Annotated in this window: 10 protein-coding genes; 5 read left to right on the forward strand and 5 right to left on the reverse strand. The window is 71.6% G+C overall.

Annotated features, from left to right (window positions below):
• Positions 1-62 precede the first annotated feature (62 nt).
• On the reverse strand, positions 63-647 hold the full coding sequence (locus tag ACPU2J_RS23025; RefSeq protein ID WP_420079622.1) for a hypothetical protein: 585 nt from the start codon (positions 645-647) through the stop codon (positions 63-65).
• A gap of 119 nt (positions 648-766) precedes the next feature.
• On the opposite strand from ACPU2J_RS23025, the gene ACPU2J_RS23030 reads away from it, so the two are divergent.
• The 4 genes from ACPU2J_RS23030 to ACPU2J_RS23045 all read left to right on the forward strand — a co-directional run bounded on the left by ACPU2J_RS23030 (position 767) and on the right by ACPU2J_RS23045 (position 6707).
• Positions 767-2068, forward strand: coding sequence for a hypothetical protein (locus ACPU2J_RS23030; RefSeq protein ID WP_420079621.1), 1302 nt, complete (start codon positions 767-769; stop codon positions 2066-2068).
• 875 nt (positions 2069-2943) lie between these two features.
• Positions 2944-3834 carry a sulfurtransferase gene (locus ACPU2J_RS23035; protein ID WP_420079620.1) on the forward strand — a complete coding sequence of 297 codons (891 nt, stop codon included), beginning with the start codon at positions 2944-2946 and terminating at the stop codon, positions 3832-3834.
• 63 nt (positions 3835-3897) lie between these two features.
• Entirely contained in the window at positions 3898-4656 is a 759-nt protein-coding gene (locus ACPU2J_RS23040) for a DUF4097 family beta strand repeat-containing protein (protein WP_423833915.1), read from the forward strand.
• A gap of 302 nt (positions 4657-4958) precedes the next feature.
• Complete coding sequence (locus ACPU2J_RS23045; RefSeq protein ID WP_423833916.1) at positions 4959-6707, forward strand: AIPR family protein; 1749 nt, start codon at positions 4959-4961, stop codon at positions 6705-6707.
• A gap of 75 nt (positions 6708-6782) precedes the next feature.
• Here the strand turns inward: ACPU2J_RS23045 and ACPU2J_RS23050 are convergent, their stop codons facing one another.
• The 4 genes from ACPU2J_RS23050 to ACPU2J_RS23065 form a co-directional block, all read right to left on the reverse strand.
• A complete protein-coding gene (locus ACPU2J_RS23050) occupies positions 6783-7850 on the reverse strand; it encodes a hypothetical protein (RefSeq protein ID WP_423833917.1) in 1068 nt (355 codons plus the stop codon).
• Positions 7850-8938, reverse strand: coding sequence for a TniB family NTP-binding protein (locus tag ACPU2J_RS23055; protein ID WP_423833918.1), 1089 nt, complete (start codon positions 8936-8938; stop codon positions 7850-7852). The genes ACPU2J_RS23050 and ACPU2J_RS23055 overlap by 1 nt, the downstream gene beginning before the upstream one ends.
• On the reverse strand, positions 8935-10830 hold the full coding sequence (locus tag ACPU2J_RS23060; protein ID WP_423834998.1) for a Mu transposase C-terminal domain-containing protein: 1896 nt from the start codon (positions 10828-10830) through the stop codon (positions 8935-8937). Before ACPU2J_RS23060 ends, ACPU2J_RS23055 begins: the two co-directional genes overlap by 4 nt.
• Before the next feature lie 128 nt (positions 10831-10958).
• Positions 10959-11606, reverse strand: coding sequence for a TnsA-like heteromeric transposase endonuclease subunit (locus tag ACPU2J_RS23065; RefSeq protein WP_423834999.1), 648 nt, complete (start codon positions 11604-11606; stop codon positions 10959-10961).
• Between the two features lie 313 nt (positions 11607-11919).
• Here ACPU2J_RS23065 and lon point away from each other — a divergent pair, with 313 nt between their 5' ends.
• The gene (lon, locus tag ACPU2J_RS23070; protein ID WP_423833919.1) at positions 11920-14316 is read left to right on the forward strand and encodes an endopeptidase La; all 2397 of its coding nucleotides are present in this window, start codon (positions 11920-11922) and stop codon (positions 14314-14316) included.
• The last annotated feature ends 108 nt before the right edge of the window (positions 14317-14424 follow it).

Below are 14424 nucleotides of genomic sequence, written 5' to 3' on the forward strand. Positions count from 1 at the left end.
ATCGGGCGCGAGCCCTCGCATCCGCCCGCCGGCGCAGCGGGCACGTCCGCGGACGGGCGCGTTCAGTCCGCCGTGAACGGCGGCATCGCCTCCAGCACCCCGGCCAGGGCGGGCGGCAGCGAGCCGTCGTCGCTCGCGACCTCGCGGCCGGCGTGCGCGAAGGCGTAGAAGAAGCCGTCGTAGATCGTCGGACCGCCCGTCGTGACCCGCGGCAGGGCGGGGAAGTCCGCCTCCCGCAGGGCGGTGCGCAGCGCGGCCAGTTCCGCCCCGGTGAGCCGGCCGGTGCCCTGCGGCTCGGCCTTCGCGCCGAGCCGGGTCCACGAGCCGTCGTCCTTGACCACCAGGGTGTGCGTGCGGCCCGCGAAGCCGCCGGTACGGGTGACCCGCACCAGGGTCCCGCCGGGGGCCGGGGTGCGCCCGTCGGCCGGGCTCGCGGTGGGGGAGGGGCCGCCGTCCGACGCGGTGGGGCCGCCCTCGGTCGGGGTCGGGGACGGGGATGTGGTCAGGGACGTCGACGGGGACGGGCTCGCGCCCGGTCGCCCGGAGTCCCCCGACGGGGCCCCGCCAGCATCGGAATCCGAGGGTCCGCACCCCGTGAGGAGCGCCAGGCCCAGCACTGCCGCCACCACCGTCCGTACCGCGCGCACACCCACCTCCGCAGCCCGCCGGGTCCACCCCCGAGTATGGAGTCCGCCCACCCGTTCCGACAGCCCCGGAGGACGCCATCAGCCGCACCGCCTGGCGCCTGGCGCCCCCGCTGCTCGCGGTGCTCCTCGGCCTGTGGGGCCTGGAACGGGGCGGCAGCATGTGGCGCGACGAGTCCGTCACCTGGCAGGTCGCCCACCGGCCGCTCGGCGCCCTCGGGGAGCTGCTGGGCCGGGTGGACGCCGTCCACGGCCTGTACTACCTGCTGATGCACGGGGTGTTCGGGCTGTGGGAGGGCGGGCTGTGGGCGCTGCGGCTGCCGTCCGTCGCCGCGACCGCGCTCGCCGCCGCCGGGGTGGCCGCCGTCGCCCACCGGCTCGGCGGGGAACGGGCCGCCCTCCTCGCCGGATGCGTGTACGCGGTGCTGCCGCCCGTGCAGATGTACGCCCAGGAGGGCCGCTCGTACGCCCTGGTCGCCGCCGCGGTGGTGTGGGCGACGTACCTGATGCTGTGCGAGCGCTGGGCCGCCTACACCGTGGTGCTGGCGCTCGGCTGCTGGCTGCACGAGTTCGCCGCGCTGGCCCTGCTCGCCCACGCCGTCACGGCGCGGCGCTCGCCCGGCTGGCGCCGCAGCGCCGTCGTCGTCGTGGTCCTCGTCCTGCCACTGGCGGTGGTCGGCGTCCGGCAGGCGCACCGGCAGCTCGGCTGGCTGGGCCGCCCGAGCTGGCAGGACTGGGCCGCGTACGCGCTGGTCGGCGCCACCGCCCTGCTGCTCGCCCGCGGCGCGCCCCGGTCCCTCGTACGGGTGGCGCTGCCGCTGGTGCTGCTGCCGCCCGGCCTGCTGATGGCGGTGTCCCTGATCAACCCCTGGTACGTCGACCGGTACGTGCTCTACGCCCTCTCCGGGTGGGCCCTGCTCGCCGGGGCCCGACTCGCGGAGGTGCGCGCCGTGCGGTGGCCGTGGGTGCCGGTGGGCGCCGCCGCGCTGGCCGGACTGGCCGTCTGGTCGGTGTGGCTGCGCACGCCCGAGGCCCGCAAGGACGATGTCCTGGCGGTCGCCGCCGCCGTCCGCGAACGGGCCGGACCGGGGGACACGGTGGTGTTCATGCCCGCCCGCAGGCGCGAGTGGCTGCTGTCCTCGCCCGACACGTACGCCGGGCTGCACGACGCGGCCCTCTCCCGGAGCCCAGAGGCCTCCCGGAGCCTCCAGGGCACCGAACTGCCCCCGGACCGGATCCGGGCGGCCCTGCTCGCCTCGCCCCGCGTCGTCGCCCTGCTGGACCCGGCCGACCAGCCGCTCGACCCGTACCCGCGGGAGGCGGTCAAGCGCGAGGTGCTCGCCGACCGCTTCGAGCGGTGCTCGGTCACCGAGGTCCGCGGCGCCCGCGTCGCGGTCTACGCCCACCCCGGCACCTGCGACTGACCCGCCGGGGCCTGCGGCTGCCCCGGCCCCGTGAGTCCGCCGCCGCCCCGTCCCGGCCTGCGGCCGACCCGTCGACGACCGTGGCCGACCCGCCCGGCGCCGGCCCGCCGGGGCCTGCGGCCGACCCCGTCCCGGCCTGCGGCCGACCCCGTCCTGGCCTGCGGCCGACCCCGTCCTGGCCTGCGGCCGACCCCGTCCTGGCCTGCGGCCGACCTCGTCCTGGCCTGCGGCCGACCTCGTCCTGGCCTGCGGCCGACCTCGTCCTGGCCTGCGGCCGACCTCGTCCTGGCCTGCGGCCGACCTCGTCCTGGCCTGCGGCCGACCTCGTCCTGGCCTGCGGCCGACCTCGTCCTGGCCTGCGGCCGACCTCGTCCTGGCCTGCGGCCGACCTCGTCCTGGCCTGCGGCCGACCTCGTCCTGGCCTGCGGCCGACCTCGTCCTGGCCTGCGGCCGACCTCGTCCTGGCCTGCGGCCGACCTCGTCCTGGCCTGCGGCCGACCTCGTCCTGGCCTGCGGCCGACCCCGTCCCGGCCTGCGGCCGACCCGCCGGGGCCGCAGATCCGCTCCGGCGCCTGCCGCCGACCGCTCCGACACCTGCGGCCGGCCCGGCCCGGCAGGCCGCCGCCCTGTCCCGGTGCCCGCGGCCGACCCCGCCCCGGTGCCCGCGGCCGACCCCGCCCCGGCGCCCGCGCCTGACCCGCCGGGGCCTGCGGCCGCCGACCCGCCCCGGCAGGCCGCCGACCAGCCCCGGCCACCTACCGCCGACCCGCCGGGGGGCCTTCGCGGTGCGGGCTGGAGGATGGGGCGGACCACGTCGCCCAGGCGGTGGGGACCGCCCGGCGGGCGGGACCGGCCGTACTCACCGGAGGTGCCCCATGACCCCGTCCCAGCACGCCGCGCCGCTGCCCGGCCCCCTCGTCGGGACGGACTGGCTGGCGGAGCACCTCGGCACGCCCGGGCTGGTCGTCCTCGACGCCTCCGTCGGCGCCCACCGCGGCGCGGCCCGGCGGATTCCCGGGGCCCGTCCCTTCGACCTCGACGGCGAGCTGTCCGACCACGACGCACCCGCACCGCACACCATGCCGGGGCCCGAGCGGTTCACCGAGGCCCTGCGCCGCCTCGGCATCGACGACACCGACACGGTCGTCGTGTACGACGGCGCCGGCCTGTACTCCGCCCCGCGCGCCTGGTGGATGCTGCGCGCCACCGGCTTCGACCGCGCCGCCGTCCTGGACGGCGGCCTGCCCGCCTGGACCGCCGCCGGCCGGCCGGTCGAGGCCACCGTCGCGGCGTACGCGGGCCCGCGCGGCTCCTTCACGGCCCGCCCCCGGGCCGGCGCGTTCGCCGACGCCGCTGCCGTCGCCGCCGCGCTCGCCGATCCCGCGGCCGCCGTCGTCGACGCCCGCACCCCGGGCCGGTTCGCCGGAACCGCCCCCGAACCCCGGCCCGGCCTGCGCGGCGGCCACATGCCGGGCGCGGTGAACCTGCCGTTCGGCGACCTCCAGGGCCCCGACGGCCTGATGCGCCCCGCCGGGGAGCTCCGGGAGGCCTTCCGGGCCGTGGCCGGTGACCGCGAGCGGCTGTACCTCAGCTGCGGATCGGGGGTGACCGCGTGCGTGCTGGCCCTCGGCGCCGAGCTCGCCGGCTACCGGGACCCGGCCGTGTACGACGGCTCCTGGAGCGAATGGGGCATGCCCTCGCAGCGGCCCGTCGCCACGGGCCGGGGCGCCGCCGGGCCCGCGGCCGGGCCGGCGGCCGGGGGATAACCCCACCCCGGTCCGGGTACCGGCCCCATCGGCAGGGGCGCCCGCGCCGCCCAGGATCGTGGCATGACCTCTCACACCACCCGGGCACGGGTCCTGCGCGTCCCGGCCGCCGTCCTCGCGGCCGCGGTCCTGACGGCCGGCTGCTCCTTCGTGGGCGGGGGCCCGCGCAGGACCGCCACCGCCGACGCCACGGTCACCGAGGCCGTCGCCGCCGTGGAGCTGACGGGCGTGCGGTCCGGCTCGATCGAGGTGACGCCGGGCGCCGGGCCCGGCGTCACGGTGCGCCGTACGGTCCACTACCGGGGCGCCACCGCTCCCGTGCCCGGCCAGCGGGTGTCCGGGGGCGTGCTCACCTTCACCGACGGCTGCTCCGGCGACTGCCGCGTCGACTACCGGCTGGAGGTCCCGGCCGCCGCCACGGTCCGGCTGGAGAGCGCCAGCGGCCGCATCTCGGTGACGGGAGTGGCCGGAGCCGACCTGCGTGCCTCCTCCGGCGACGTCACGGCGGACCGGATCGCGGGCCCGGTGCGGATCCGCACCTCCTCCGGCGGGATCACCGCCACCGGGCTGTCTGCCGCGCAGGCGGACGTCCGCTCGGACTCGGGGGACGCCCGCCTGGACTTCGCGCAGGCCCCGGCCTCCGTCCGGGCCGAGACCACCTCGGGCGACCTCGCCCTGGAGGTGCCCCGGGCCCGCTACCGCCTGGCGGTCTCCACCACCTCCGGCGACCGCGAGATCGACCTGCCCGACGACTCCGCGGCCCCCTCGCACCTGACGGCGAGGACCACCTCGGGCGACGTACGGATCACCGCCCGCGGCTGACGGCGGCCACGGCCCCCGTGCCTGGTGCGGCCGAAGGCTGCACCAGACTGTGGTCGTGACCTGCAGGGTGAAGAGTTATCTGCACAGGGGGCTGCTTAGTTGTGCAGATCAACCTTGCACTTTCGAAAGGTTGAGGCGCCCGGCTCTCTTCGCGAGCCCCAACAACAGGTGTGCGGCACCGGCTACTACTGACGAACTCAGTCGACCGCCGAGCTGAGTTGGGGGCGCTACTGGGGCCGGGCGCCTCTGCCGCGCAGCTAGAAACATCAACAGAAAAATGAGTGAACATGTAGTCTGGTGCGGTGACAGACGGCCTCGAAACAGCCCTTCAGAAGCGTGCTGATCTTGATCAGTACGGCTCCAACAAGCGGTTGCTGCTCGCGCTGCAACTCATGCTCGACATCGAGGATATCGGCACGGTCGCCGCCTCGTCGCTGACTGACCATCCCAACGATAAGTCATGCGATCTGCTCTACATTGACCGTGGTTCTGGCCGCGTTGTTCTCGCCCAGGGCTACGAGTCCGAGAACGCCGCGAAGTTGCAAGCGCCTGCGAGAAAGGCCGCTTCCCTTCACCAGGCGGTTAACTGGTTGTTCAGTAAGAGCGAGCCCGACGGGGTGCCGGATACCCTTCGCGTTGCTTGGCGCGAGCTTCACGATGCACTGGCAGAAGACGCCATCGGGCATGTAGCGATCTGGTACGTCCATAACCTTCCAGAATCGCAGCAGGTCGTCGGAGAGCTCGAAGCGGCCCGCGACGCCGCCTACGCCCAGTTGAGGCACGGCTACCCGAGCAGTGAAATTGAGGTCTCTTGCGAAGAGTTGGGGCGCAAAAGGCTGTCTGAGCACTACGAAAACTCGCAAACTCCGATCCTGGTGTCAGACACGTTCACGATTGAGGTTCCGGGGGCGTTCGAGGAGCGCGGCGAAAAGTGGACTGCCTTGTGTACGAGCGTGCCGGTGAGCTGGCTGCATGAGCGGTTCGAGCAGCACGGAGCAGGTCTCTTCTCGTCGAACGTTCGTGACTACCTGGGAAGCCGTCGGTCGCAGAGCAACATCAACAACGGCATCCAGGAAACGGTCCTGAAGGAGCCGGCGAACCTGTGGGCCTACAACAACGGCATCACCGCTCTCGTGCACGATTTCAGCTTCATCGACGGCACGGTTGAGATCACGGGGCTGGGTATCGTCAACGGCGCCCAGACGACCGGAGCGATCGGCTCGGTCCCGGCGGGGGATATTGGTAAGAAGAGCCATGTCCTTACTCGGTTCATCCGCTGCAACGACCCCGAGACCGTCAAGAGCATCGTCCGCTTCAACAACCGGCAGAACCCCACGCAAGCATCGGACTTCCGTAGCAACGACGGTGTGCAGAGGCGGCTTGTACGAGAGTTTCAGAGGTTGGGGGTCGTCGGCTACAACGGCGGCCGGCGCGGGGGTGCGGAGGATGTCATCCGCCGCCCGGGAGAAAACCATCTCTCGGCAGAGGTCGCGGCACAGGCACTGGCCGCCTTTCACGGCGAATCTGGCGTGGCCTACCACGAGAAGAGTAAAATCTGGGAGCAGGATGCCATCTACAGCCGGGTCTTCCCGGAACGCGTCACCGCCGAACACATCGTGTTCGTCGCGAGCCTGCTGCGCGCTGTTGAGCTAGAGAAGGCGAGACTCGGGCGCATCGAGGCAGGGGCACGGACCGAGGACGAGATCGAGCTGTTTGAGTGGTTCGGCCTGCGGGGGTCGATCATGCTTGCTGCGGAGGCCATCGGAGCCACGAGAGAGACGCTCGTCGGAGAAGCTGTCAGCGACGCCTACGTCATGCGGTTCAAGAAGAACGTGACCATGTCCGAGGCAGCCGCAGCGTGGGAGCCCATCGTGGAGTCCCTGTTGGCCTTCGCCCCGGGGCAACTTCGGGACCCCCTGGTGACGTCGACTCTACGTAACCGGCAGGCGGTGGACACGGCGCTTCGCAACTTCCGCTCGCAGGTAGTGGCGGCACGCAAACACAACCGAACAACCTACGAGCTGTTCATGGACCAGGTGGTGTCCCGGTAGGGAAATGGATCTGCCATTCCGGCGATGCTCCTTAACAGGAGGGCCCGTGACTCTAGAGCACCGTCGGGATGGTCATCAAGAGAGCTTGTAGTAGCTATCTCCATTCGCAAGAAGGCTGTGGGTTCGGAAGGGGTCCCAGGCGCGCCGGAACACCGTGGCTAGGTGGCGGTGCGCGATGAGTGCATCGCCAGCTCGGTGGGATGGGTTGAAGGCGTGGGCATGGCGTTGCTGTGCGCGCTGGGTGGCGGTGCGCTGGGCTGGTTCCCGGAGGTGATGTTTCGGGTCATGGACACGGATCGGAGCAAGCGGCGGGCGCTTGGCCGTCATGTTGGCCCAGTGGCTGATGGGGTCGTTTTCATGCTGGCCATAGCGAGGGTGTCGTAGTCGTCGGGCGATTTCGGCGTTGAAGAGACGGCGGTCCCAGGCTGTTCTCTGTGCCTGTTGTCTCCAGTAGGGCGATGCTAAGAGTGTGGCCAGAACGACGGCTTCGGGATAGACCGCGGCGCAGAGGCGGGCGACGGAGAAGGTCGTTTCGGCTGTGCCGGGAGGGATGAGGATGTTGGCCCGGCGGATCCAGTCGTGCCGCGCTTCGCCGTTCTCGTTTTCTGGGAGTGACCAGAGCTGGCCGCAGATGAGTATGGCGCTGAGGACGGCGTCGTAGGTGATGGCCCAGCCGTGGCGCTGAAGGATACGCAGGTGTCGGCGTTGTGCCTGGACGATTTCGGGGAGGGCGTCGAGGGGTGTGGTGTGCCCGTCAGCGTCGGACGGGCAGAGCCATAGCCGGTGTCGGGTGCAGACGTAGCGGTGGTGCGGCAGGATCCTCGTGACCTCGCCGCCGGGGTGCTTGGCATTGCAGTGGTGGCAGCCGCGTTGTGGCTGGTGACGGAACATGGCCCACTCGGGCTGTGGGGTGCGTAGTTCGGGCAGAGCTCCGGCGAGGGAATGGACGGTCCGGCCGGTGATGGCAGCGAGGCGTTCCGGGACGACGACGCGACGCATGCCGCCGGAGGCTTCGCGTTCGGTCACGCACCGCCAGAGGGTGTTGATGTCGAGACCGTGGAGGCGGGCCAGGCGGCCGATGTAGGAGGCGGCGATCTCGTGCTGTGCGGGCGGGACGGGGTCGGGCAGGCGGGGAAGGAGCATCAGGCGATGCGCTTCCGGCGGGAGCGGGGCTTTTCCGGGGCTGTGAGGGCTTGGGAGCGTTCGGCGGCGTAGTCCACCGGGACCGTCTCCAGAAGGTCTTCTGTGATGCGTTCGCTGCCGTCCTCGATAGCGAGGACGGCAGCGCCCCGGACGAGCTGCGACAGGCTGCCGATCATGCCGCCGGAGCGGTGGTAGAGATACTCGCTCAGACCGGTCAGCGTTCCGGGCTGGTGGTGGTGCAGTCGGAGCATGGACTCCAGGGTGCCGACCAGGGAGTGCCAGGATTCCCGGTCCGTTCCGGAGGCGTAGGAGAACGGGGCGGCGGGGATGACGGTGAATCGTCCGGCGATCTGGCGGCCGCGGGTGCCGGCGAACAGGCCCTGGTCCTCGACATCGATGCCCGCGTAGGCGAAGGTGGCGGGCAGCCGTTCGGCGAAGTACTTCAATTGATCAGAGGCTTCGGCACCTGTCCGAGTGGCCAAGTTCAGGTTGTGCAGCTCGTCTACCAGGACCAGGTCGACATGGACGTGAGCACCAGTTGCGCACACCGCGTTGACGACGTCGGTGATGTTGAAGCGAGTGGGGAAGTCCAGGCCGAAGAACCGGGCGAACTCCATCGCCAGCATCTTCGGGGTAGCGGCCGGCGGGACGGTGACATAGACGACCGGAAGCCGGGAGCCGTCGCGTGGGTGGCGCTTGCGGACAGCGATCTCGTGGGCCCGCCCGAGCTGGGAGAGAGCGGTGGTCTTCCCCGTGCCGGAGGCGCCGCTGATGATGATGCCCCGACGCGCTGAGATCTGCTGGCGGTTGAGCTGGACCAGCAGCCGTGAGGTGGCGATGACCTTCCGGATGGTCGGGGTGTTTACCAGCGGCAAGTCGGCGTGGTAAATCCGGCGAAGGTCGTCGTCGCGCAGTCTTTTCTTCGGCGACAGGGCGCCACGCTGCGTTGCGGTCAGCAGTGAGGGCGGGGACGACTCGTGCTCTACGAAGCGACGCCATCCCTCCTTCGTGGTCAGCGGGCTGTCCGGCGGCAGCTCCGGCTCCGGGGCCTGCTGCGGGACGAAGGAGGTGGGGGAAGGCCTGGTCATAGCCACCTTTCAGCCTCTGCATGGACGTCGAAGACACCGAATGGGATCACCTGGGCCGGTTCGGTGCCGTGGTCGAGCGGTGCGGGTTCGGGGGCCGTTCTCGGTGCGGCTGGCCGATGGGAGGCGGCACCGGCTCGGGTGCGGGCGGCGACCTTCGCCGTGCGGGTGTCCGGGCCGTGCTCGGCGCGGGTGAGGAGTGCGTCCAGGACCCTGGCCACCGCCGCTTCGTTGGCGCTGTCCAGACCGGCCGCGGCGGCCAGGCGGCGCGCGTGCTGCCAGGTGAAATCCGCGAACGGAGCGTTCACCAGCGGAAGATGAACCCAGGGGGCGGTAATCCAGCCCTGCTGGGTGCGGACGAACACCTGGGACAGGTCGTAGGGGTCGTAGTGCACCTCCCAGAGCCCGCGCTTGGCCACGTTGCCGGAATGCTGACGCCGGTGCGGTCCCAACTCGGCGCATTCGTAGGTGCGGTAGTTGATCCGGATGCCGTAGTCGTTGATCGCGCGCCAGGCCACCGGCAGCAGTTCGAGGTAGTCCTCGCCGCGCAGGGTCAGCGGCAGGTAGCCGCAGGCGGCGACCAAGGAGGTGTATTTGTCGTTCGGTGACATCGCCCTCTTCGGGCGGAACGGATCGCGCAGAGCATCATGTGGCCTGGCCTGCCATCCGGCCAGAAGCCACTCGTCTAGCAGGTCCTGGAGTTCGGGGATCGTCCAGGCCGCCTGTTCCTCGACCCGTTCACCGCGGCGCGAGACGTTCGCCCCGGTATAGCCGGGAAGGTGCTGGACGAACAGTGTGTTGATCGCGGAGAACGTGGCCTCCACGATCGCTTTGTCCGTCGGCGTGCGAGGGCGTGATCGTTGTACTGAGATGCCGAGCCGGTCGCAGGCCCGAATGAAGGTGTCGGAGATGAACACCTTCCCGCCGTCGATGACGACGGTGTCTGGCACGATCACCGGTTTCGCCGCAGCCTGTTCCATTCGCGCGTCCACGTCCAGCAGCCGCCGGTGCGGCATCCGCGAGGCCGCCATCCGCAGTGCGGCGGACCAGCCCGGTCGCATTGGTTCGGGCACCAGCATCTTCGCCAGCAGCAACGAGGCGTCCACCGCCTTGGTGCCCACCGGCCGCAGCACCGCGGCGCAGATCGTTCGGGTCGCGACATCGATCGCGATCGTCAGATCCGCGCGGGCAGTGAGCCCCGAATCGAGCACCACCATCACGTCCAGCGGAGTGGAGTCGATCTGTACTTGTTCTCCGGGCCGGTCCGCGAAAGTCGGCGTGAACGGCCCCTCGGGTCGGTTCGCCGTCTGCCGCCGTGTGACTGCTGAGCCGAAGGTGTGCCTGCCCGTGGAGAGCGCGTCGATCAGCTTGTAGAAGGTGCTTTTGCCCGGCAGCGGCACCACCCCCTCGCCATGGGTGACCTCCACCATCTTGACCACACGGCGGATCAACCGGGAGCGGGTTCCCGTCGAGGTGAGCGTCTCAGCGTCCAGGGCCTCGCGGATCGCCGCGACCAGCCGGACATCGGCCTGCCCGGTCACCTGTGACATCCGCACCAGCCGCTGATCGACCAGCCCCCACAACCCCTGCTGGGAATAGCGCGACCGCTTGCCCATCACAGTGCGCAGGCTCACCCCCAACTCAGCAGCCTTTGCCCGCGCTCGCTCCAGAAGCGCACGGTCCTGTGGGTCGTACTCGGGCCGCGGTGGCGTGCCCGGGGCGGCGCTGGGCGGCAGTCCGGTATCGACTTCCACGATGTGGCGTTCCCACTCGCGCGCGGCTGTCTGAACGGCCTCCGGCAGCGTCGCCAGCAAGCCGGACGGCTCCAGTGCGGGCAGCGGCTCGGTGCCGGTGACCGAGAAGTCCGGCGAGGACATCAGGTGTGAGGCCAACATCACCGATTCCGCCCCGCTGTCCGAGCGCAGCCGCACCGACGTCCCCGCCAGGCCCACCACCTGATGGTCATCGCCGTCGTAGGTGATCCAGTCCCCGGGCCGTAGCACCGAGGTACCCCGGCCGGCCGTCACCGTGCGGATCCGGACGACACCAGCGATTCCGCATGCAGCGGCACCGACACGTCCACCGCCAGGTCGTGCAGCCAGAGCAGATGGAACAGCACCGGCAGCACCGAGACCGGGTCTCCCACTTCTGTTGCGCCGCTGACCAGCGGACGCGGCTCGGCGAACACATCCCGTAGGGCCACGGCGACCGGCTCCAACCGGTGCCGCGGGTGGCGATATCCCGCCAACCACCTCACATTGCGCACCGTGATCGCGTCAGGCGCTCCCACCAGCCGGAATTCCCATCCCGCCTGGTCACAGGCCGCCTGTGTCGCCGCGAACTTGGCCCAGTCCCTCGGTTTGCGGCGGTCTGCGGGGCGGCAGTCGATCACCACTGCCGAGCCGTCGTCACGGCGTACGAAGTAGTCCGGTGCGTGCGAGACGCCCTTGCCCTTTTCCGAGGCCCAGAACAGCCAGAAGGGCTGGGAGGACACCCCCACCACGGTCGGGTCGAAATCCAGCAGCATCACGTGATCGCGCTCCAGCCAGGACTCGTACCCGATGTGCCCGCCGACCGTCGCTGACCACCACAGCCCTGGCAGGTGGCGCTGACCCTTGTACGACTTGAATCCGCGTACCGGCGCCGAGTCCTCGAACCGCACCGCCCACACATCCGCCAGCGGACGCCGTAGCTCCGAACCGCCCGGCTCGATGTACCCGACCTCGAATCCGTACGGGGGAGGGCCCGCTGTACCGCCCTGGACGACATCCAACACGCGATCCACGACCTGCTAACTGAGCACCCCGATGCAAGGTCACGCAGTCCGATGCAAAGTCACATGCAGCTTTGGCCTGGAAAGTGCAGCGTCTACCCGGATGAGACACCCGAACCCGTTCGCCCCGGGCGAACAGGCTTCGGGGAACATCAGGAGGCGCACATGCATTGAGTCGGCATAGCTCAACTTCACTGCCGGAGGGAAGATCATGGCTTCGACGCCCGCAACGCTCACTCTGCCCGTGCTGCCGCTCGACGACGAGGTCGTGCTGCCCGGGATGGTCGTCCCGCTGGACCTCTCCGACCCCGAGGTGCGCGGCGCCGTCGAGGCGGCCCAGGCCGCCGCGGGGAGCGGGAAGCCCCGGGTCCTCCTCGTCCCGCGCGTCGACGGCACGTACGCGGGCACCGGTGTGCTCGGGACCGTCGAGCAGGTCGGCCGGCTCTCCGACGGCGATCCCGGGGCCCTGATCCGCGGCCGCGGGCGCGTCCGCATCGGCGCCGGGACCACCGGCCCCGGCGCCGCGCTGTGGGTCGAGGGCGAGACCGTGGACGAGGCGGACCCCGAGCCGCTGCCCGGCGCCGTCGCCGAGCTGGTCAAGGAGTACAAGGCGCTCGCCACCAGCTGGCTCAAGAAGCGCGGAGCCTGGCAGGTCGTGGACCGGGTCCAGCAGATCGAGGGCGTGTCCGCCCTCGCCGACAACTCCGGCTACTCGCCGTTCCTGACGGTCGGCCAGAAGGTCGAACTGCTGGAGACCGCCGACCCCGTCGCCCGCCTCCGGCTCGCCGTCCAGTGGCTCGGCGAGCACCTCGCCGAGCAGGACGTCGCCGAGTCCATCGCCAAGGACGTCCAGGAGGGCGTCGACAAGCAGCAGCGCGAGTTCCTGCTCCGCCGCCAGCTGGACGCCGTGCGCAAGGAGCTGCGCGAGCTGAACGGCGAGAGCGACGGCGAGGAGTCCGACGACTACCGGGCCCGCGTCGAGGCCGCCGACCTCCCCGAGAAGGTGCGGGAGGCGGCCCTGAAGGAGGTCGAGAAGCTGGAGCGGGCCAGCGACCAGAGCCCCGAGGGCTCCTGGATCCGCACCTGGCTCGACACCGTCCTCGAACTGCCCTGGAACGAGCGCACCGAGGACGCGTACGACATCCGCGGCGCCCGGGCCGTGCTCGACGCGGAACACGCGGGCCTCGGCGACGTCAAGGACCGCATCACCGAGTACCTCGCCGTCCGCAAGCGCCGCGGCGACCGCGGCATGGGCGTCATCGGCGGCCGCCGCGGCGGGGCCGTGCTCGCCCTGGTCGGACCTCCCGGCGTCGGCAAGACCTCGCTCGGGGAATCGGTGGCGCACGCGATGGGCCGCAAGTTCGTCCGCGTCGCCCTCGGCGGCGTGCGCGACGAGGCCGAGGTGCGCGGCCACCGCCGCACCTACGTCGGCGCCCTGCCCGGCCGGATCGTCCGGGCGATCAAGGAGGCCGGGTCGATGAACCCGGTCGTGCTGCTCGACGAGATCGACAAGGTCGGCTCCGACTTCCGCGGCGACCCCGCCGCGGCCCTGCTCGAAGTCCTCGACCCGGCCCAGAACCACACCTTCCGCGACCACTACCTGGAGGTGGAACTGGACCTCAGCGACGTCGTGTTCCTGGCCACCGCGAACGTCCTGGAGGCCATCCCCGAAGCCCTGGCCGACCGGATGGAGCTGGTCCGCCCCGACGGCTACACCGAGGACGAGAAGGTGGTCATCGCCCGCGACCACCTGCTGCCGCGCCAGCTGGAACGCGCGGGCCTCGCCGCCGACGAAGTGGTCCTGGAGGACGACGCCCTGCGCAGGCTGGCGGGGGAGTACACCCGCGAGGCCGGCGTGCGCACCCTGGAGCGCTCCCTGGCCCGCCTGCTGCGCAAGGTCGCCGCACAGCACGAGCTGGGCGAGCGGGACCTGCCCCTGCGCATCGCGGCCGACGACCTGCGCGGCCTGATCGGGCGCCCGCACCACGTGCCGGAGTCCGCCCAGGACCCGGCCGAGCGGCGCACCTCGGTCCCCGGCGTGGCCACCGGCCTCGCGGTGACCGGCGCGGGCGGCGACGTGCTGTTCGTGGAGGCCTCGCTGGCCGACCCGGAGACGGGCGCGGCCGGCCTGACCCTCACCGGCCAGCTCGGCGACGTGATGAAGGAGTCGGCGCAGATCGCCCTGAGCTTCCTGCGCTCCCACGGCGCGGAGCTGGAACTGCCGGTCGCCGACCTGAAGGACCGGGGCGTGCACATCCACTTCCCGGCCGGTGCGGTGCCCAAGGACGGCCCGAGCGCGGGCATCACCATGACCACCGCGCTCGCCTCCCTGCTCTCGGGACGGCAGGTGCGCACGGACGTGGCCATGACCGGCGAGGTCTCCCTGACCGGGCGGGTCCTGCCGATCGGCGGGGTCAAGCAGAAGCTGCTGGCCGCGCACCGGGCCGGGCTGACCACCGTCATCATCCCCAAGCGGAACGAGGCCGACCTCGACGACGTCCCCGCCGAGGTGCTGGAGGGCCTGGAGGTGCACCCGGTGACCGACGTGCGCCAGGTCCTGGAACTGGCCCTGGCGCGGGCGCAGGAGCCGGTCGGCGCCGCCGCCTGACGGCCCCCCGTGCGGCCCGGGTGCCCCCTCCGGCGGGGCCCCGGGCCGCCGGCCCAGCCGCTGCGAAATACTGGCCCCCACCCACCGGGGTGCCTGACGGCGGAGAAG

Origin of the sequence: Streptomyces manipurensis, from assembly GCF_049570255.1 — a bacterium.
In the GTDB taxonomy this organism is placed as follows: Bacteria; Actinomycetota; Actinomycetes; order Streptomycetales; family Streptomycetaceae; genus Streptomyces; species Streptomyces manipurensis.

Coding starts and splice junctions, on each gene's coding strand:
- ACPU2J_RS23035 (WP_420079620.1), top strand. CDS start 2,944: ATGACCCCGTCCCAGCACGCCGCGCCGCTGCCCGGCCCCCTCGTCGGG.
- ACPU2J_RS23040 (WP_423833915.1), top strand. CDS start 3,898: ATGACCTCTCACACCACCCGGGCACGGGTCCTGCGCGTCCCGGCCGCC.
- ACPU2J_RS23050 (WP_423833917.1), bottom strand. CDS start 7,850: ATGCTCCTTCCCCGCCTGCCCGACCCCGTCCCGCCCGCACAGCACGAG.
- ACPU2J_RS23055 (WP_423833918.1), bottom strand. CDS start 8,938: ATGACCAGGCCTTCCCCCACCTCCTTCGTCCCGCAGCAGGCCCCGGAG.
- ACPU2J_RS23060 (WP_423834998.1), bottom strand. CDS start 10,830: ATGTTGGCCTCACACCTGATGTCCTCGCCGGACTTCTCGGTCACCGGC.
- lon (WP_423833919.1), top strand. CDS start 11,920: ATGGCTTCGACGCCCGCAACGCTCACTCTGCCCGTGCTGCCGCTCGAC.